This window comes from Stenotrophomonas sp. STEN083 (genome assembly GCF_056759195.1).
On sequence record NZ_JBRRCU010000040.1, the window covers coordinates 21,524 to 39,234 of the forward strand.

The following is a 17,711-nucleotide window of genomic DNA, read 5'->3' on the forward strand; positions in this document are numbered from 1 at the left end:
AATACCGATGTCCACCGTCATCCGCCACGACTGGAAGCGCGAAGAGCTGCTGTCCCTGCTCGAACTGCCCTTCCCCGAGCTGCTGCACCGCGCCGCCAGCGTGCATCGCCAGCACTTCGACCCGGCGCAGGTACAGGTTTCCACCCTGCTCTCGGTCAAGACCGGCGGTTGCCCGGAAGACTGCGCCTACTGCCCGCAGGCACAGCGCTACGACACCGGCGTCGATGCGCAGAAGCTGATGGACACCGACAGCGTGGTGGCCCGTGCCCGCGCCGCCAAGCAGGCCGGCGCCTCGCGCTTCTGCATGGGTGCGGCCTGGCGCTCGCCCAAGGACCGTGACATCCCCAAGGTCGCGGCGATGATCCGCGAGGTGAAGTCGCTGGGTCTGGAGACCTGCGCCACCCTGGGCATGCTCGAAGGCCACCAGGCGCAGGCGCTGAAAGACGCCGGGCTGGACTACTACAACCACAATCTGGACACCGCGCCGGATTACTACGACTCCATCATCCATACCCGCCAGTACCAGGACCGCCTGGACACGCTGGAGCACGTGCGCAACGCCGGCATGAAGACCTGCTGCGGCGGCATCGTCGGCATGGGCGAGACCCGCGAGCACCGCGCCGGCCTGCTGCAGGCGCTGGCCAACCTGCCGGCGCACCCTGACTCGGTGCCGATCAACCGCCTGGTGCAGGTCGCCGGTACCCCGTTGCACGGCAGCGCCGAGCTGGACCCGTTCGAGTTCGTGCGCATGATCGCCGTGGCCCGCATCGTGATGCCGCGTTCGATGGTGCGGCTGTCGGCCGGCCGCGAGAGCATGAGCGATGAGCTGCAGGCGCTGTGCTTCCTGGCTGGCGCCAACTCCATCTTCTACGGCGAAAAGCTGCTGACCACCGGCAACCCGGACACCGAGCGCGACCAGGCCCTGTTCGCCCGCCTCGGCATCAGCCCGATGCAGGTACATGTGGACGCCGACGACCACGACCACCCCGGTACCGTGCACCTGGATATCGCCCCGCTCTGCGCCCGCAGCGCCTGACCTGGCTGGCGCCCCGCCCCCCGGGGCGCCGCTTGGGCATTCTTACAGGCAACCGGGTACGCTAGCCGCCCGCTTGACCATGAACCTTGCCATGGCCCGTCCTGACATCCACGACCGCATCAACGCCCAGCGCAAGCTGCGGCTTGCCCAGGGCCGCATCCGCACCCGGCGCAGCATCAGCCGCCGCGATGGCGTGCGACTGGAGCTGGACGGCCGCTGGTTGACCGGCTTCTGCAGCAACGACTATCTCGGCCTGTCGCAACAGTTCGAGGTGATCGCCGCGCTGCAGGACGCCGCCGGCCGCGAAGGCGCCGGCAGCACCGCCTCGCACCTGGTCTGTGGCCACCACAGCGTGCACGAGCAGTTGGAACGTGAGATGGCCGACTGGCTCGGCTATCCGCGCGCCCTGCTGTTCGACAGCGGCTTCATGGCCAACCTCGCCGTGCAGCAGGCGCTGCTCAGCGAAGAAACCGATATCTGCGTGCAGGACCGGCTCAACCACGCCAGCCTGCTCGATGCCAGCCGCCTGGCCGGCTGCCGCCTGCGCCGCTATCCACACCTGGACAGCGAAGGTGCCATGCGCCAGCTCAAGAACACCGCCGATGGCGCCGCCATGCTGGTCACCGACGGCGTCTTCAGCATGGATGGCGACATCGCCCCGCTGCGCTCGCTGTCGCTGGTGGCACGCATGCAGGAGGCGCTGTTCTATGTGGACGATGCCCACGGCATCGGCGTGATCGGCGAACACGGCCGCGGCTGCGTGGCCGATGCCGGCCTTGGCGTGAAGGAAGTTCCGCTGCAGCTGGCCACCCTGGGCAAAGCACTTGGCAGCCACGGCGCGGTGGTGCTCGGCGAGGACGCGTTGATCCAGCATCTGGCCGAAACCGCACGTCCTTACATCTACACCACCGCACTGCCGGCGGCACAGGCTGCCGCCTCGCTGGCGGCGGTGAAGCTGGCCCGCCGCGACCATTGGCGCCGCGACAAACTCACCGAACTGATCGCCAGCTTCCGTGACGGCGCGCGCCGCCACGGCTTGGAGCTGATGGCCTCGGAAACCCCGATCCAACCGCTGCTGTGCGGTGACGAAGCCACGGTGATGGCCTTGTCGGCGACGCTGGAGCAGTCCGGCTTCCTGGTCAGTGCGATCCGCCCGCCGACCGTGCCCGAAGGCAAGGCGCGCCTGCGCGTGACCATGTCGGCGCTGCACACGGTGGAGCAGGTCAAAGCACTGGTGGACGCCATCGCCAAGGCCCGCGACGTCGTGCTGTACCAGAAGTCCCTGAACACTGTTGCCTGAGAACCGGTTGTAACGCCATGCATATCGAAGTCACCGGCAGCGGACCGGCATTGGTCCTGATCCACGGCTGGGCACTGCATGGCGGCATTTTCGCGCCACTGGTCGAGCGGCTGGCGCCGCACTTCGAACTGCATGTGGTCGACCTGCCCGGGCATGGCCACAGCCGCGACGACGCCACGCCCTTGCGCCTGCCCTACCTGGTCAACGCCATCGCCAGCGCCACCCCGGCGGCGGTGTGGTGCGGCTGGTCGCTGGGCGGGCTGGTTGCCTTGCATGGTGCCGCCACGCTGCCGCAGGTACGCGGGCTGGCGATGCTGGCGGCCACGCCGCGCTTCGTCCGCGACGCCGATTGGCCAGATGCGGTGGAGCCGGTGGTATTCGAACAGTTCGGCCGCGATCTGGAACAGGACTATCGCGGCACCCTCGAACGCTTCCTCGCGCTCGACGTGATGGGCTCGCAACACGCCCGCAGCGAACTGCGCACCCTGCGCGATGCGCTGGTCGAACGCGGCGAACCGGCCCCACGCGCCCTGCACGAAGGTTTGGCCCTGCTGGAGCGCAGCGACCTGCGCGGCGGCCTGCCCGGCCTGCACAAACCCGGCCTGTGGATAGGCGGGCAGCGCGATCGGCTGGTACCGTCCAAGGCCATGCACCAGGCCGCCGCCTTGGCGCCGGCAGGCCTGCACAGCGCCCACACCATCGAAGGTGGCGGCCACGCGCCATTCCTCGGCCATGCCGATCACGTCGCCGGGCTGCTGCAACAGTTTGTTGCTGGCTGCGCTTGAGCGGTTACGCGGCCATTCGCGCTGGCTGGCCGATGATGTCGTCGGCCGCCTGAGCACAGCAGCGCTTCCCTTCCCGAATTACGAATCCGAATCACCGCCATGTCTTCTCTGTTCGACCCCAAACACGTCCGCCGCGCCTTCTCGCGCGCCGCCAGCAGCTACCACGCCGCCGCCGTGCTGCAGCAGGAAGTGGCCAAGCGCCTGCTGGAGTCGCTGGACTACCTGGAAGACCGGCAACCGCAGGTGGTGTTGGACGTAGGCAGCGGCCCGGCCCACGCCACCGCTGCGATGAAGAAGCGCTGGCCGAAAGCGCAGGTGATCGCCCTGGACTTGGCCCTGCCAATGTTGGCCGAAGCCAAGAAGCAGGCCGGCTGGTGGCGCCCGTTCTCGCGCGTCTGCGCCGACGCCCGCGCCCTGCCGCTGGCCGACAACAGCGTCGACGTGATCTACAGCAACCTGTGCCTGCAATGGGTGGAAGACCTGCCGGCGGTATTTGCCGGCTTCCGACGCGTGCTCAAGCCCAACGGCCTGCTGGTCTGTTCCACCTTTGCCCACGACACGCTGGTGGAACTGCGCCAGGCCTTTGCGCAGGCCGATGACACCTCGCATGTCAGCCATTTCGTGCAGATCGCCCAGTTCGGTGATGCCTTGATGATGGCCGGCTTCCGCGATCCGGTACTGGACCGCGACATGTTCACCCTGACCTACGACGACCTGCCGACGCTGATGCGCGAGCTCAAGGCGATTGGCGCCACCAACGCCATGCACAACCGTCGCCACACCTTGACCGGCCGCAGCCGTTTTGCGGCAGCACGCGATGCTTACGAGCCAATGCGGCGCGCGGACGGCAAGCTGCCGAGCAGCTGGGAAGTGGTGTATGCGCATGCCTGGGCACCGGCACCGGGCGCACCGATTCGTGAGCAAGGGCAGGATGTGGCGAGCGTGCCGCTGTCGTCGATTCCCATTCGGCGGAAGACGCAGGAATAGGGATCAGGGACAGGGGCAGGTGCTGCTCCGTAGTGCCGAGCCATGCTCAGCAGGGGCCTTGCAGACAATCCATCGGACAGCGCGTCAGCTTCGCGGCTCACGCCGCTCCCACAAGAACGGGGAGCGGATGCCCAACCGCTCAAGCCCCTTTTACAAACAGGTCGCGGTGGAAGAAATACACTTCCTGCAGCAGAAAACGCCAGCTGGTGTGGAAGCTGCGGAAGCGCGTGCTTGGCGTCGACGATGCCAGTGCATCAATGCCCAACTCCTTCGACAGACGCAGCGCGCGCGCCATGTGCAGCGGGTCGCTGACCACGATCACCTTGTGCATATCGTGCTTGGCCATGACCTGCTTGGCTTCGACCAGATTTTGCCGGGTGGTGCGCGAGCGGGTTTCGATCAGGATGTCGTTGCGCGGAATCTTCTGCTTCAGCGCATAGCGCCGCGCAACCTGTGATTCGGAAAAGCGCGCACCCGTGCCACCAAAGCCACCGGTGAAAATCAACTTCGGTGCATAGCCCTGCCGGTACAGATCCAGGCCGTGGCGGATGCGCTCTTCAAACACCGGCGAAGGCTTGGCGTCATAGGCCGCAGCGCCGAGCACGATGATGGCGTCGGCAGTGGCGGCCTGATCACGGTCACCCACCCAGATGATCCATGCCGCCACGCCCAGCAGCCACAACAGCAGCAATACACATAAGCGCCAAACCCAGCCCATCAACCCTGTACGCCGAACAGCTGCCTTCATGCCTGCACCCAGGGCAAGGCATCCAGGTCCACGTTGCCACCGGACAACACCAAGCCCACTGTGCGCCCAGCAAAGCGCTGCGGCTGGGCCAGCACCGCCGCCAAGGTGATCGCCGAGGACGGCTCGACGGTCTGTTTCATTACCTGCCAGATCAGCCGCATCGCGGCCACGGTATCGGCATCGTCCACGCGGATTACCTGCGCCGCGCGGTGCAGCAAGGCGAAATTGGGCGCACCCAGCGCACCACGCAAGCCGTCACACAGCGTGTCGGGCACAAAATCAATCAAGCGCTCACCCGCCTCCAGCGAACACGCGGTATCAGCAGCACCAGCCGGTTCGGCCAACACCAGCTCGCAGTTCGGCAGCAGCTGCTGCATCGCCAGCAAAGTGCCGGCCGCAAGGCCGCCGCCGCCGACCGGCACCACCAGTACATCCAGCTGCGTGCCGGCCTGACGGATCAGTTCCAGCGCAACGGTGCCCTGCCCGGCGATGACCCGCGGATCGGTATAGGGATGAACCAGCGTCGCTCCGGTTTCGCTCTGCACGCGCAGGCATTCAGCTTCGCGCGCGGCCTGGGTGGATGCACAGCGCCAGAGGGTGGCCTGGTTGCGCTCAATATTGGCCAGCTTGGCCGCCACCGCACCCTCGGGCACTACCACGTGACAGGGAATGCCGCGTGAGCGCGCAGCCAAGGCCAGTGCGGCGCCATGGTTGCCCGAAGAATGCGTCACCACGCCGTGGCTGGCGTGCTCCACATCCAGCGACCACACCGCGTTACACGCGCCACGGAACTTGAACGCACCGCTGCGCTGCAGGTGTTCCGCCTTGAAGTGCAGGCTGGCGCCGACCAGTGCATCCAGCGCGCGTGAGCGCAGCACCGGGGTAACCGTCGCATGGGCGGCAATCCGCGCCGCTGCTGCCAGAACCTCGGCAAATCCGGGCAAAGGGAGTTCATTCATGGTGAAAGGTTAGCCCAGGCCCCGGCCCTGCGACCATCTCATCTGCGCACACGTTGTATGTTCAGCCATGTAGACGCGAATTAAGGGCCGATTCAACGCCGTGGCCCGAAGCTGCATGCCATACCCACGAGGGGGGGATTTCTCATGATCAAGCGCCTGATTGTTTCCACCGGCCTTCTGTTGGGCCTGTCTGGCTGTGCCACGTATGACTACGTAGGCAGCGGTTCGGGCGGCTATTACCACGGCTCCCCCTCGGTGCAGTACAGCTATCCCTATGGCTACCCGAACAGTGGCTACGGCTACGGCGGTTATGGCTATGGCAGCGGCTATTACGGCTACGGCAACTATGGCTACCCGGTCTACCGGCCCAACTACAACCGCCCGCGCCCGCCGTATCACGGCCACGGCCAGCGTCCACCGGGTCATGGCAATCGGCCGCATCCGGGCGGTGACGGCGATCACAACCATGGTGGCAACCGTCCACGTCCGCCGGGCAACGGCAATGGTGGCAACGATGGTCGTCCGACCCGTCCGCCACCGCCGGTCAACGGCGGCGGCAACAAGTCGCCATGGCGCAACCTGGACAACCTGAGCCGGCCGCCGCCGCGAGCCAACAACCAGCCGATGCAGCGCGCCCAGCCCATGCAACAGGCGATGCAGCGGCCACAGCCGGCTGCTCGTCCGTCTATTCAGGCACGACCGATGCCGGCCCGACAGCCGTCACAAACCCGTGAAGCACGCGGAGTCAGGGAGCAGGAGCGATAAAAAGGTTGCAATTGGCGCAAATGCAGGCATTCTTGGCCCCAAGGGTGACCGCTTACGTCGCATAGTGACCTAAACCGGTCTCGCCCAGACAGTTCAATGTCGATGTCCGTCAGGAAATCTGGATCCCCCCTGTTCCGGCCCTGTCGGACATCGGCGCCTACAAAGACAAAGCCCCGGCCTAGGCCGGGGCTTTGTCTTTTAACGCTTTCCCGCCAAGGCGGGCCTTGCTGGATTGCAAGGCCGGTAGTCCCCCGACTACCGGCCCCCTGCTACCCCAACGTACGCTTCGGTCGGCCCCTGTTCCAATTCCGACCTTGTTGCGCCTATGTCGCATGCCACGTTGGGTGCAATGTATTAACTGCAGGTTGCGTGCCAACTTTAGGGTTGATGCGTACCTGATTGCGCTTGGCAGTAAAATCACCACACACGCCGTCGCATGGTGGGAATACACCGCCGACGGACTTCACACTTCTCTACCGATCTCACGCCCATGAGCGACTCCTTCTATCGTTACGACGTCATCGTCATTGGCGGCGGCCACGCTGGCACTGAAGCTGCCCTGGCCGCAGCGCGCGGCGGTGCCCGCACCCTGCTGCTGACCCACAACGTCGAAACCGTTGGCGCGATGAGCTGTAACCCGGCCATCGGTGGCATCGGCAAGGGCCACCTGGTCAAGGAGATCGATGCACTAGGCGGGGCCATGGCGCATGCCGCCGACCGCGCCGGCATCCAATGGCGGACGCTCAATGCCTCCAAGGGCCCGGCCGTACGCGCCACCCGCTGCCAGGCCGACCGCAACCTGTACCGGATGGCGATCCGCGGCATCGTCGAGTCGCAGCCGAACCTGACCGTATTCCAGGCAGCCGTTGATGATCTGGTGATTGAAGGCGACGCCGTGCGTGGCGCCATCACCCAGACCGGACTGACCTTCCACGCTGCTGCAGTCGTGCTCACCGCCGGCACCTTCCTGGCCGGCAAGATCCATATCGGCGAAACCCAATACACCGCGGGCCGCATGGGCGACCCGCCGGCGACCACGCTGGCCGCGCGTCTGCGCGAGCGTCCGTTCGTCATTGATCGCCTGAAGACCGGTACGCCACCGCGCATCGACGGCCGCTCGCTGGATTACAGCGTGATGGACGAACAGCCCGGCGACGATCCGCTGCCGGTGATGTCCTATCTGGGCGATGTCAGCGAACATCCGCAGCAGGTCAGCTGCTGGATCACCCATACCAGCGAGCGCACCCACGACATCATCCGTAGCGCCCTGCACCGCTCGCCACTGTACAGCGGCCAGATCGAAGGCATCGGCCCCCGCTACTGCCCGTCGATCGAAGACAAGGTGGTGCGCTTCGCCGAGAAGAACAGCCACCAGATCTTCGTCGAGCCAGAAGGCCTGGACGTGGTTGAGATCTACCCCAACGGTATTTCCACCTCGCTGCCGTTCGACGTGCAGCTGGAACTGGTGCGCAGCATTCGTGGCTTCGAGCAGGCGCACATCACCCGCCCCGGCTACGCGATCGAATACGACTTCTTCGATCCGCGCGGTTTGAAGAACACGCTGGAAACCCGTCAGGTCAACGGCCTGTTCTTCGCCGGCCAGATCAACGGCACCACCGGCTATGAAGAAGCCGGCGCACAAGGCCTGTTGGCCGGCATCAATGCCGCCTTGTTCGTGCAGGGCAAGAACGGATGGTGCCCGCGTCGCGACGAGGCCTATATCGGCGTGCTGGTTGACGACCTGATCACCCACGGCACCACCGAGCCTTATCGCATGTTCACCAGCCGCGCCGAATACCGGCTGCAGCTGCGCGAAGACAATGCCGACACCCGTCTGACCCCGACCGGCCGCAAGCTGGGTCTGGTTGATGACCGCCGCTGGTCGGCGTTTGAAACCAAGCAGGCTGCCGTCGCCAACGAAAGCGCGCGCCTGCGTGGCATCTGGGCAACACCGGGCAATGCATTGGGCCGCGAAGTCGCCGAAGCCACCGGCGTAGCAGTCAGCCGCGAAACCAATGTACTGGACCTGATCAAACGCCCGGAACTGGATTACGCCAAGCTGATGCAGGTGCCCTCACTCGGCCCCGGCGTTGCCGATGCACGCGTGGCCGAGCAGGTGGAGATCAGCGTCAAGTACGCCGGCTACCTGGACCGCCAACGCGAAGAAATCGAACGCCAGCAGCGGCACGAGAACACTGCGATTGTCGAAGGCTTCGACTTTGCTTCGGTACGTGGTTTGTCGGCTGAAGCATTGCAGAAGCTGGAGCGTGTTCGCCCACAGACCATTGGTCAGGCGCAGCGTATTCCGGGGATGACGCCGGCAGCGATTTCACTGCTGCTGGTGCATCTGGAGCGGGCGCGACGCGGCAAGGTGGCTTGAGGTTCTGACTTGGGTTGTTGGTGGTGGGAGCCCAAGAGCTCTACCCCTCCCCAACCCTCCCCTTGGCTGCGCCAAAGGGAGGGGGCTGTTTCGCGCGCGCTGTCAGATAGCAGATAAACCGCCTCTACCCCCTCCCTTGCGCGAAGCGCAGGGGGTGAAGAAGGCCTGCTTGCGCGCCACTGGCACGCGGCCTGATGAACGACCGAAGGCTATGCCTTCGGGCCGGACGGGTTGGGGAGGGGGCCTTTCGCGAGCATCCCAACGTCGCCCAGACCACATCAATGCATCCCTACTGCATCTGATTTTCAGACAACGCCTCAAGCGCCTGAAGCCAACCGCGCAAAGCCGCAACCAAGCCGCGCGCTATCATGCATATCAACGCCCCACCGACATCGAATTCCTCCATGCCCGCACTGCGCCCCTTCCTCGATAAAACTCCATCCCTCGGCGAGCGCGTCTATATCGACGAAGCCTGCACCATCATTGGCGATGTGCAGATTGGCGATGATGCGTCAGTGTGGCCGGGCACGGTGATCCGCGGCGATGTAAATTACGTCCGCATCGGTGCACGCACCAATGTGCAGGACGGCACCATCATCCATGTCAGCCACGACAGTCCCTACAACAAGGGTGGCTTCCCGACCCTGATCGGTGAAGGCGTTACCGTCGGCCATGGCTGCATCATCCACGCCTGCACCATCGGCGATTACTGCCTGATCGGCATGGGCGCCTGCATCCTTGATGGCGCGGTGATCGAAGCCAACGCCTTCATCGCTGCCGGCGCCGTGGTCGGGCCGGGCAAGCTGGTGCGCAGCGGCGAGTTGTGGGCTGGCAATCCGGCACGGCTGATGCGCCAGCTCAGCGAGAAGGACATCGAGGGCCTGCGTTATTCGGCCGATCACTACGTTCGGGTCAAGGACCAGTACCGCGGCATGCAGGGCTGACCAGCAGGCATCGTCGGCACTCGCCTTGTGGATGCGCACTGCTGGCCGTGGCGTGGTGATGCCTTCGCGGGCTTGACATGAAATCCAAGCGAATCGTGTCGCAGCGCTGCTGTGACAGCTTGCTTGGCGGCCTCCGCCGAGGAAGAACAGGGCATCAGCCGGGGGCTGCCGGATCACGCCCGCAACTACGACATCCGCGTGCTTGGCAGGCATGGCTAGCTGGGCTTGAATGCCGTTCCAGGAATGTCGGAGCTGGCACTCGTGCGCGAGGGATTGGACAAGCAGCTGCCGATGGCCGAGTTCGATCAGGGCGCCCGCTACGCCGACCATAATCCCAGCACCGACAAGTTGCCGCCCATGGCGTGACAACCTTGCTCGATGGTGGGCCGGCAGCAAAAGCCGAGCTCTTGACCAATCTCGGGCTGCTACTGGCCAGTTTGTGGAACCTGCTGTTGATCGGCGTGCTGCTCTTCGGTGCCGCAATCAAGAAACCGCTCGTTCGTGGTGACGACAACCGCAATGCGTGCCGAAACCCGCCTCACCCAGCTCACCGCTGCCTGCGATGGGCTGGGTTTTCACGCTGCCGCCAGCTAAAGTCACCGTTCTGATAGGGACGTAGCAGAGACACGAATGCCACAGGCATCCGTCCGGGCCGGACTCCGGACTTCCATCCGCCGCATGCAGCACCAGCACTTGCTGCTGGAGCCACTGCAATGAACACAGCGCGGCCGATGCTGGACACCTACCGCGAGGTCATCACGCCTGAAGGCGTGCCCCTGCAGCTGCCCGCCGCCGGGCCGGTGCCGCGTGCCCTGGCCTGGCTGATCGACCTGTGCGTACGCTTTGGCGTGCTGGCGCTGATGAGCCCATTGCTGGTCGCACTGGGCGAATTCGGTAGCGGTCTTTATCTTGGGCTGATGTTCCTGATGTTCTGGGCCTACCCGATCGTGTTGGAGGTATGGTTCGGCCGCACCCTGGGCAAGAAGGTATTGGGCCTGCGTGTGGTTGCGCGCGACGGCGCACCACTGGGCTGGATGGCGGCGATCGTGCGCAACCTGCTGCGCACCGTCGACGCACTGCCGTTTGGTTACGCTCTGGGGCTGGTCACCTGCCTGTTTGATGCGCATGGCCGCCGCTTGGGCGATCTGGTTGCCGGCTCCCTGGTGATTCATACCGCGACGCGCCCGATTACGCCGCCGGCACGTATCGATACCGCGCTGGCACCACCGCTCCCCCTGCAGCCCAACGAACAGGCTGCCTTGATCGCCTTCGCCGACCGCGCACCGGCGCTGTCACCCGGGCGCCAGCGTGAGCTGGCCGACATCGCCAGCGGGCTGAGCCAGGAGCGCGGCCAGGCCGGCGTAGTGCGTCTGTATGCAATGGCCAACTGGTTGCTGGGGCGGCGATGAGACAGGAACAGTTCGTCACCCGCTACCAACACGAATGGCAGCAGTTCGAGGACTGGCTGCAACGCCGTGGCGAGCGCTCGCGCAAAGATCGGCGCAGCGTCGACCCCGATTTGATCGGCGATGAGACCTTCCCGCAGCGCTACCGCCGTCTCTGCCAGCAACTGGCCCTGGCGCGTCGCCGTGGTTACAGCCCGCAGCTGGTGGAACAACTGCAGCAGCTGATGCAGCGCGGCCACAACCTGCTGTACCGCACACCGGCACCGCGCTGGCAGCGTTCGGTTGAATTCCTGTTCGCCGATTTCCCCACCACCGTGCGCAGTCAGGCAGGCGCGATGTGGGTGGCCTGCGCGCTGTTCGTGATTCCACTGGTCGGCATTTTCATGCTGTTGCAGTACAAGCCTGAGCTGATCCACATGCTGCTGGACCCGCGCCAGGTCGCGCAGATGGAAAAGATGTACGACCCCGCCGCCGACAATCTGGGCCGCGACAGCGGCACCGATTGGGCGATGTTCGGCCACTACATCATGAACAACATCAGCATCGGCCTGCGCACCTTTGCCAGTGGCCTGCTGGCCGGCATCGGCACCATCCTAGTGTTGCTGTTCAACGGCATCACCATTGGTGCAGTGGCCGGGCATCTGCAGCAGATCGGCTCGGGCGATCCGTTCTGGCGCTTTGTGGTCGGCCACGCGCCGTTCGAGTTGACCGCCATTGTGATTGCTGGCGGTGCCGGCCTGCAGCTGGGCCTGCGCCTGCTGGCACCGGGCCGCAAACGCCGCATCGATGCACTGATCGAAGGCGGCGTGATTGGTGCACGGCTGTGCCTGGGCGTTGCCTTCATGCTGCTGGTGGCTGCTTTCATCGAGGCGTTCTGGTCCTCGATCGCATGGGTGCCGATGTGGGGCAAGCTCAGTGTGTCTGCCGTGCTGTGGACGGTAGTGCTGGTGTGGCTGTGGCGCGGCGGACGTGGAGGTGCTCATGCGGATTGATCAGCTCGATGTCGCACTGCGTGCACGTTCGCAATGGGAAGCGATGGAACTGGGTACCGCCCTGGTTCGCCGTCATGCTGCGGCGATCTGGAAGCCCTGGGTGTTGCTGACCCTACCGGTATTTGCGCTGCTCAACCTGCTGGGCTGGTGGCTGGACAACTTCTGGCTGTCTGGCTTCATCCTGTGGTGGATCAAGCCCGCGTTCGAGCGCATCCCGCTGTATGTGATTTCGCGCGGCGCATTTGGTGCCGAGCCCACTACCGCTCAAACCCTGCGCGCGCAGTGGAACTGGGGCTGGCGCGGTCTCGGCGCCTATCTCGGCTGGCGTCGGCTCAGCCCCGCTCGTTCGCTGCTGATGCCGGTCGATCTGCTGGAGGGTGGCGACGCCAGCCAACGGCGCGGACGCCGGCATGCCCTTGGCGGTGCAGCCTATGGCCACGCCACCCTGCTCACCTCGGTGTGCTGGCATTTCGAGGCCATGCTGCAGCTTGCCGGCGTCGCGCTGGTCTTCATGTTCGTGCCGGTGGAACTGCTGTCCGAATCGCTACGCGCCACCTGGGAACTGATCGGCGAAGACACCCCGGCTTGGGCATGGATAGGCTTCAACCTGCTGGCGTGGCTGGCGATGACCTTGATCAGCCCGTTCTATAGCGGTGCCGGCTTTGGTCTCTACCTCAACCGCCGCACCCAGCTGGAAGCCTGGGATGTGGAAATCGCCTTCCGTCGCCTGCGCGAGCGGTTGACTGGGCTCGCGCCGATGCTGGTGTTGCTGCTGGCCGTGTTCGCGTTGCCGTCGCTGCAGGCACGGGCACAGGACAACGCTGATACCCACAGCGCCAGCAGCCACAGCAATCACAAAGACGTTGCAGAAGCAGGAGCCGACTCGGCTGCCACTACGCCGACCACACCACAGCAGCTGTTTGGCGCCGCACCAGCCGACACCGCCAGCTTCCGTCAGGCCGCTGCGCGCGCGTATGAAGACCCGCAACTCGGCGCCAAGCGCAGCGTCACCCGTTGGGTGAAGAAGACATCGGACAAGAAGCCAGATACCGACGACAGCGACAATCCCGATGCAGGCCCGATCTTCGCCGCCATCGCCAAGTTCGCCGCGCTGATCGGAGAAAGCATCCTGTGGATTCTGCTCGGCGTGTTGCTGGTGGTGCTCGCGCTGACGGCGCGTTGGTGGCTGCCATGGTTCCGTGGCGATGGCCGTCGCCGCAGCGAAGTACAGGCCCCCGCGCTGCAGGAAGCCCTGCAATTGCCGGAAGTGCTGCCGCCGGACATCCTCGGTAGCGCGCGGCGGCTGTGGCGGGAAGGCAAGCCACGGCACGCATTGGCGCTGCTATACCGTGCTTCGGTGGAGGTGCTGGTCGAACGCGGCAACGTCGTGCTGCCACCGGGCGCCACCGAAGCGCAGTGCCTGCGTGCCTCGCGCAAGATGCCGCAGGAAGCCGACCGCAGCCTGTTCGCACGCATGGTGCGCACCTGGCAGTACGCCGCCTATGCCGGCCGCCTGCCCAGCGATGACGAGTTCGACGCATTGACCAAGGAGCTGCACCAGCAGTACGGGTGGCCGGCATGAACACCGCCCTGCGCAACTCGCTGATCATCGTAGTGCTGTTGCTGACCGGCCTGATCGCGTTCTGGTTCGTTCGCAACTTCGAGAAAAACAGCGAAGAGATCACCCTGCCCGCCTATGGCGAGCCCACCTACAATGCACTGTATGCGCTGCGCGAAACCCTGATCCGCGACGGCAGCAAGGCCGAAACCCGGCGCAAGCTCGACCTGCCCGCCATGCAGCTGCAGCCAGGCGATACCGTGCTGATGCTCGACGACCCGCGCCTGCTCACCCAGGCACAGGTCGAGAGCCTGCTGGACTGGGTGCAGTTCGGCGGCCACTTGCTGCTGCGCGCACCCGACGCTGACGAAGACCTGGACGGCGACGAACAGGGGCTGTTGGAACGATTGGGCGTAGTCACCAGCGACGTATCGGCGCGCTGCCAGGTCTGGCAGGTACAGGGCCAGGAATCGCATGACGAGTTCTGCAGCGGCAACCGCTTCAGTCTCACCGGAAAAGCGCGTACTGAGCGCCGCTGGGCTGATGCTGGTGGTGACGACACGCTGGCCTATGCCCGCCTGCGTTACGGCCTGGGTCGGGTCGATGTGCTCGGCGACATGGACTTCCTGCTCAATGGCAAAGGCACGGGCGATACCGGCCTGCGCGACATCCCGCACCGTGATCTGGCCCGGCTGATGCTGGCACCCAATTACGGCAAGGGCACCACCCACCTGATCTACGCGATGGAACTGCCGTCACTATGGAAGACGCTGTTCCAACGCGGCTGGCCGGTGTGGGTGCCGCTGTTGCTCGCATTGCTGGCGTGGCTGTGGATGCGCTGCCAGCGCTTCGGCGCGCTGCTACCCTCGCCACGCGAAGACCGCCGCTCGCTGCTGGAGCACGTGCGCGCCAGCGGCGAGCACCTGCACCGCTACCGCAAGTCACCGCTGCTGTATGACGCCGTACGCCAGGCCTTCCTCGCCCGACTGCGCCGCCGCGCGCCGGTGGCCGCGGCGTTGAGCGGCGATGCCCAGGCACAAGCCATTGCCGATCACCTGCAGTGGCCGATCAGCCGCGTACAGATCGCGTTGCAGATTCCCCCTTCGCAGGACGACATCGCCCTGCGTGACCGCATCCGCTTGCTCATCCAGATGAGAAACCAGCTATGACCGACGAGTTCACTCCGCCTGCCCTCCCCGGCGATGCACCCGCGCCGACGCCTGCTCCCGCGCCGGTCAACACGGATCTGATTGAACGCGTTGAGCGCATCCGCGAAGCGGTAGGCCATGCCTTCATCGGCCAGAGCGATGTGCTCGACCAGATCCTGATCGCCCTGCTGGCCGGCGGCCACGTCCTGATTGAGGGCGTACCGGGGCTGGGCAAGACGCTGCTGGTCCGCGCACTGGCGCAGGCACTGGAGCTGGACTACGCACGCGTGCAGTTCACCCCGGACCTGATGCCCAGCGACGTCAGTGGCCATGCCGTCTACGACCCCAAGACCGAGAGCTTCAAGATCCGTCGCGGCCCGGTCTTCACCAACCTGCTGCTGGCCGACGAAATCAACCGCGCCCCGGCCAAGACCCAGTCCGCGCTGCTGGAAGTGATGCAGGAAGGTCAGGTCACCATCGAAGGCAAGGCCTTCGCACTGACTCCACCCTTCCTGACCATGGCCACGCAGAACCCGGTGGAGCAGGAAGGCACCTACCCGCTACCGGAAGCGCAGCTCGACCGTTTCCTGCTGAAGGTGCTGATCGACTACCCGCAGCTGGAAGACGAAAAGCAGATGGTGCAGGCCATCACCACAGGCCGCACCGCCAGCGACTTCAACCTCACCCAGGTGCCACGCGTACTCAGCGGGGCCGATGTGGTTGAACTGCAGAAGGCCGTGGCTGCGATCACCGTTGACCCGCAGGTGATTGATTACGCAGTGCGCATTGTCGCGGCGACACGCAAGTGGCCGGGTATTGCCCTGGGCGCAGGCCCGCGCGGCAGCATTGCTTTGGTGCGTGCAGCACGCGCACAAGCAGTTCTGTCCGGCCGCGACTTCGTTACCCCGGATGACGTCCGTGAAATCGCCAAGCCGGCACTGCGGCACCGCATCGCGCTGGCCCCGGAACTGCAGATCGAAGGCCAGTCCGCCGACGATGCTCTGACCGCCCTGCTCGCCAAGGTGGAGGCCCCGCGCAAGTGAGCAACGCGGCAAGCCCAAGCAGCCTCAACGAAGCCCTTGCTTCAACCCCCTCCCTTGCGTGCGCAGCACGAAGGGGAGGGTTGGGGAGGGGTGCTTGTGCTTTTGCTTTTCCCGCAGCTCTTTCTTCATCAGCACCAACACACCAACCAACCAGGGCCACGCAGTGAGACCGGCTCCCCTACTGATCACCCTGCTGGTGCTGTGGAGCCTGCTCGGCGTGCCAGTGGCCCTGCACTACCTGCCAATGCTGGCATGGACCATCACCGCTGCTGCGATCGCCCTGCTCGCCCTGATCGATCTCCTGCTGCTCTGGCGCAAACCCAGCCCGCAGGTGCAACGCGAGCTCCCCGATTCCCTCGCCTTGGGCGTCGAACGCGAAACCTGGCTGCAGTTGGATTCCTACGGCAAACAACGCGTCGACGTATTCGACCTGCTGCCCGATGGCTGGCACAGCGATGGGCTGCCGCGCCGGTTGAAACTTGGCAAAGCCAGCGAAACCCGTTTCAGCTACCGCTTCACTCCGGCCAACCGTGGCACCTTCGTGTTTGATGGCGTGCACCTGCGCCTGCATTCACCACTGCGCCTGTGGCGGCAACAGCGCACGGTCGGCACACCGCAGACCGTACGCGTCTATCCCAACTTCGCCCCACTTACCCGCTTCGCCTTGCTAAGCGCGGAAATGGCATCACGACTGGTTGGTGCGCACCTGAAGCGGCGTCGCGGTGAAGGCACCGATTTCCATCAGATGCGCGAGTACCGTGTCGGCGACAGCCTGCGCCAGATCGATTGGAAAGCCACTTCGCGCGCGCGCAAGCTGATCTCGCGCGAGTACCAGGATGAGAAGAACCAGCAGCTGGTGATGATGATCGACACCGGCCGGCGAATGATGGCCGACGAAGGCGGTCTGTCGCATTTCGACCACGTGCTCAACGCCTCACTGGTGGTGTCGTATCTGGCGTTGCGCCAGGGCGACGGCGTCGGCCTGTTCGCCAGCGGTGGTGACAGCCGTTGGATAGCACCGAAGCGCGGCATGGGCGCAATCGACAGCTTGTTGCGCGCCAGCTACGACCTGCAGCCCAAGCCTGTTGCCACCGACTATCTTGCCGCGGCCACGGAGCTGTCATTGCGGCAGTCACGGCGCAGCCTGGTGATGCTGGTCACCAACGTGCGCGATGAAGATATCGAAGACTTGTTGGCAGCCGTGCGCCTGCTGCAGAAGCGGCATCTGGTCTGCGTGGCCAGCCTGCGTGAGCGGGAGCTGGATCAGGCCTTGGTGCGCGACGTGGAGACCGTGCCCGAGGCGATACAAGCCGGCGCGATTGCTGCTTACCTGCAGCAGCGCAGCGATGCACATGAAGCACTGCGCAGCCATAGAGTGATGGTATTGGACGTCACCGCTGAAGAATTGCCGGCAGCCTTGGTGGAACGCTACCTCGCAGTAAAGCGCGACGGCCTGCTGTAACCGGCTTCGCGGCTGACGCCGCTCCTACAAAAGCCGGCCCTGTAGTGCCGAGCCATGCTCGGCAGGGGCATCACCGGTAAAGCCTCAGCCGAGCATGGCTTGTATGTTTCTCCTGGCTCCTACGAGGTATGTAGGAGCTAGGGTGGAGGGACCGTCAACATGATATCTGCGGATAGCAGCCGACAGACGAGCCGAGCG

At 65.1% G+C, this 17,711-nt stretch carries 16 protein-coding genes; 14 read left to right on the forward strand and 2 right to left on the reverse strand.

Annotated features, from left to right (window positions below; genetic code table 11):
- Positions 1-7: 7 nt before the first annotated feature.
- The 4 genes from bioB (at position 8) to bioC (ending at position 4,108) form a co-directional block, all read left to right on the forward strand.
- The gene (bioB, locus tag ACVOK8_RS12750; RefSeq protein ID WP_481513442.1) at positions 8-1,036 is read left to right on the forward strand and encodes a biotin synthase BioB; all 1,029 of its coding nucleotides are present in this window, start codon (positions 8-10) and stop codon (positions 1,034-1,036) included.
- 91 nt (positions 1,037-1,127) lie between these two features.
- On the forward strand, positions 1,128-2,336 hold the full coding sequence (gene bioF / locus ACVOK8_RS12755) for an 8-amino-7-oxononanoate synthase (protein WP_481567137.1): 1,209 nt from the start codon (positions 1,128-1,130) through the stop codon (positions 2,334-2,336).
- Between the two features lie 17 nt (positions 2,337-2,353).
- Complete coding sequence (gene bioH, locus ACVOK8_RS12760) at positions 2,354-3,121, forward strand: pimeloyl-ACP methyl ester esterase BioH (protein ID WP_481567138.1); 768 nt, start codon at positions 2,354-2,356, stop codon at positions 3,119-3,121.
- A gap of 99 nt (positions 3,122-3,220) precedes the next feature.
- Positions 3,221-4,108, forward strand: coding sequence for a malonyl-ACP O-methyltransferase BioC (gene bioC / locus ACVOK8_RS12765; protein WP_481567139.1), 888 nt, complete (start codon positions 3,221-3,223; stop codon positions 4,106-4,108).
- A 139-nt stretch (positions 4,109-4,247) separates the two neighbouring features.
- Here bioC and ACVOK8_RS12770 read toward each other — a convergent pair whose 3' ends face one another.
- Together ACVOK8_RS12770 and ACVOK8_RS12775 are read right to left on the reverse strand one after the other, a co-directional pair.
- The gene (locus tag ACVOK8_RS12770) at positions 4,248-4,856 is read right to left on the reverse strand and encodes a YdcF family protein (protein WP_481567140.1); all 609 of its coding nucleotides are present in this window, start codon (positions 4,854-4,856) and stop codon (positions 4,248-4,250) included.
- Positions 4,853-5,815, reverse strand: a complete 963-nt coding sequence (locus tag ACVOK8_RS12775; RefSeq protein ID WP_481567141.1) for a pyridoxal-phosphate dependent enzyme — start codon at positions 5,813-5,815, stop codon at positions 4,853-4,855. Before ACVOK8_RS12775 ends, ACVOK8_RS12770 begins: the two co-directional genes overlap by 4 nt.
- A gap of 144 nt (positions 5,816-5,959) precedes the next feature.
- Between ACVOK8_RS12775 and ACVOK8_RS12780 the strand changes: the two genes are divergently transcribed.
- The 10 genes from ACVOK8_RS12780 (at position 5,960) to ACVOK8_RS12825 (ending at position 17,513) form a co-directional block, all read left to right on the forward strand.
- Positions 5,960-6,580 carry a hypothetical protein gene (locus ACVOK8_RS12780; protein WP_481567142.1) on the forward strand — a complete coding sequence of 207 codons (621 nt, stop codon included), beginning with the start codon at positions 5,960-5,962 and terminating at the stop codon, positions 6,578-6,580.
- A gap of 490 nt (positions 6,581-7,070) precedes the next feature.
- The gene (gene mnmG / locus ACVOK8_RS12785) at positions 7,071-8,960 is read left to right on the forward strand and encodes a tRNA uridine-5-carboxymethylaminomethyl(34) synthesis enzyme MnmG (protein ID WP_481567143.1); all 1,890 of its coding nucleotides are present in this window, start codon (positions 7,071-7,073) and stop codon (positions 8,958-8,960) included.
- A gap of 404 nt (positions 8,961-9,364) precedes the next feature.
- Positions 9,365-9,904 (forward strand): gamma carbonic anhydrase family protein, encoded by a 540-nt coding sequence (locus ACVOK8_RS12790; RefSeq protein WP_481567144.1) that lies wholly within the window; start codon positions 9,365-9,367, stop codon positions 9,902-9,904.
- 243 nt (positions 9,905-10,147) lie between these two features.
- The gene (locus ACVOK8_RS12795) at positions 10,148-10,270 is read left to right on the forward strand and encodes a DUF2167 domain-containing protein (RefSeq protein ID WP_481567145.1); all 123 of its coding nucleotides are present in this window, start codon (positions 10,148-10,150) and stop codon (positions 10,268-10,270) included.
- Between the two features lie 347 nt (positions 10,271-10,617).
- Positions 10,618-11,313, forward strand: coding sequence for an RDD family protein (locus ACVOK8_RS12800; RefSeq protein WP_481567146.1), 696 nt, complete (start codon positions 10,618-10,620; stop codon positions 11,311-11,313).
- Positions 11,310-12,302, forward strand: coding sequence for a stage II sporulation protein M (locus ACVOK8_RS12805; RefSeq protein WP_481567147.1), 993 nt, complete (start codon positions 11,310-11,312; stop codon positions 12,300-12,302). Before ACVOK8_RS12800 ends, ACVOK8_RS12805 begins: the two co-directional genes overlap by 4 nt.
- The gene (locus ACVOK8_RS12810) at positions 12,292-13,884 is read left to right on the forward strand and encodes a DUF4129 domain-containing protein (protein ID WP_481567148.1); all 1,593 of its coding nucleotides are present in this window, start codon (positions 12,292-12,294) and stop codon (positions 13,882-13,884) included. The genes ACVOK8_RS12805 and ACVOK8_RS12810 overlap by 11 nt, the downstream gene beginning before the upstream one ends.
- The gene (locus ACVOK8_RS12815) at positions 13,881-15,029 is read left to right on the forward strand and encodes a DUF4350 domain-containing protein (RefSeq protein WP_481567150.1); all 1,149 of its coding nucleotides are present in this window, start codon (positions 13,881-13,883) and stop codon (positions 15,027-15,029) included. The genes ACVOK8_RS12810 and ACVOK8_RS12815 overlap by 4 nt, the downstream gene beginning before the upstream one ends.
- Positions 15,026-16,051: an AAA family ATPase gene (locus ACVOK8_RS12820; protein WP_481529657.1), complete on the forward strand. Its 1,026-nt coding sequence runs from the start codon at positions 15,026-15,028 to the stop codon at positions 16,049-16,051. The genes ACVOK8_RS12815 and ACVOK8_RS12820 overlap by 4 nt, the downstream gene beginning before the upstream one ends.
- Before the next feature lie 163 nt (positions 16,052-16,214).
- On the forward strand, positions 16,215-17,513 hold the full coding sequence (locus tag ACVOK8_RS12825) for a DUF58 domain-containing protein (protein ID WP_481567151.1): 1,299 nt from the start codon (positions 16,215-16,217) through the stop codon (positions 17,511-17,513).
- Positions 17,514-17,711: the final 198 nt, after the last annotated feature.

What these genes read in the sequence shown, in the direction of transcription:
- bioF (WP_481567137.1), top strand. Translation starts at nt 1,128, where the DNA reads ATGGCCCGTCCTGACATCCACGACCGCATCAACGCCCAGCGCAAGCTG.
- ACVOK8_RS12815 (WP_481567150.1), top strand. Translation starts at nt 13,881, where the DNA reads ATGAACACCGCCCTGCGCAACTCGCTGATCATCGTAGTGCTGTTGCTG.
- ACVOK8_RS12775 (WP_481567141.1), bottom strand. Translation starts at nt 5,815, where the DNA reads ATGAATGAACTCCCTTTGCCCGGATTTGCCGAGGTTCTGGCAGCAGCG.
- mnmG (WP_481567143.1), top strand. Translation starts at nt 7,071, where the DNA reads ATGAGCGACTCCTTCTATCGTTACGACGTCATCGTCATTGGCGGCGGC.
- bioB (WP_481513442.1), top strand. Translation starts at nt 8, where the DNA reads ATGTCCACCGTCATCCGCCACGACTGGAAGCGCGAAGAGCTGCTGTCC.
- ACVOK8_RS12780 (WP_481567142.1), top strand. Translation starts at nt 5,960, where the DNA reads ATGATCAAGCGCCTGATTGTTTCCACCGGCCTTCTGTTGGGCCTGTCT.
- bioC (WP_481567139.1), top strand. Translation starts at nt 3,221, where the DNA reads ATGTCTTCTCTGTTCGACCCCAAACACGTCCGCCGCGCCTTCTCGCGC.
- ACVOK8_RS12805 (WP_481567147.1), top strand. Translation starts at nt 11,310, where the DNA reads ATGAGACAGGAACAGTTCGTCACCCGCTACCAACACGAATGGCAGCAG.
- ACVOK8_RS12770 (WP_481567140.1), bottom strand. Translation starts at nt 4,856, where the DNA reads ATGAAGGCAGCTGTTCGGCGTACAGGGTTGATGGGCTGGGTTTGGCGC.
- ACVOK8_RS12810 (WP_481567148.1), top strand. Translation starts at nt 12,292, where the DNA reads ATGCGGATTGATCAGCTCGATGTCGCACTGCGTGCACGTTCGCAATGG.
- ACVOK8_RS12820 (WP_481529657.1), top strand. Translation starts at nt 15,026, where the DNA reads ATGACCGACGAGTTCACTCCGCCTGCCCTCCCCGGCGATGCACCCGCG.
- ACVOK8_RS12800 (WP_481567146.1), top strand. Translation starts at nt 10,618, where the DNA reads ATGAACACAGCGCGGCCGATGCTGGACACCTACCGCGAGGTCATCACG.
- ACVOK8_RS12790 (WP_481567144.1), top strand. Translation starts at nt 9,365, where the DNA reads ATGCCCGCACTGCGCCCCTTCCTCGATAAAACTCCATCCCTCGGCGAG.
- bioH (WP_481567138.1), top strand. Translation starts at nt 2,354, where the DNA reads ATGCATATCGAAGTCACCGGCAGCGGACCGGCATTGGTCCTGATCCAC.
- ACVOK8_RS12795 (WP_481567145.1), top strand. Translation starts at nt 10,148, where the DNA reads ATGTCGGAGCTGGCACTCGTGCGCGAGGGATTGGACAAGCAGCTGCCG.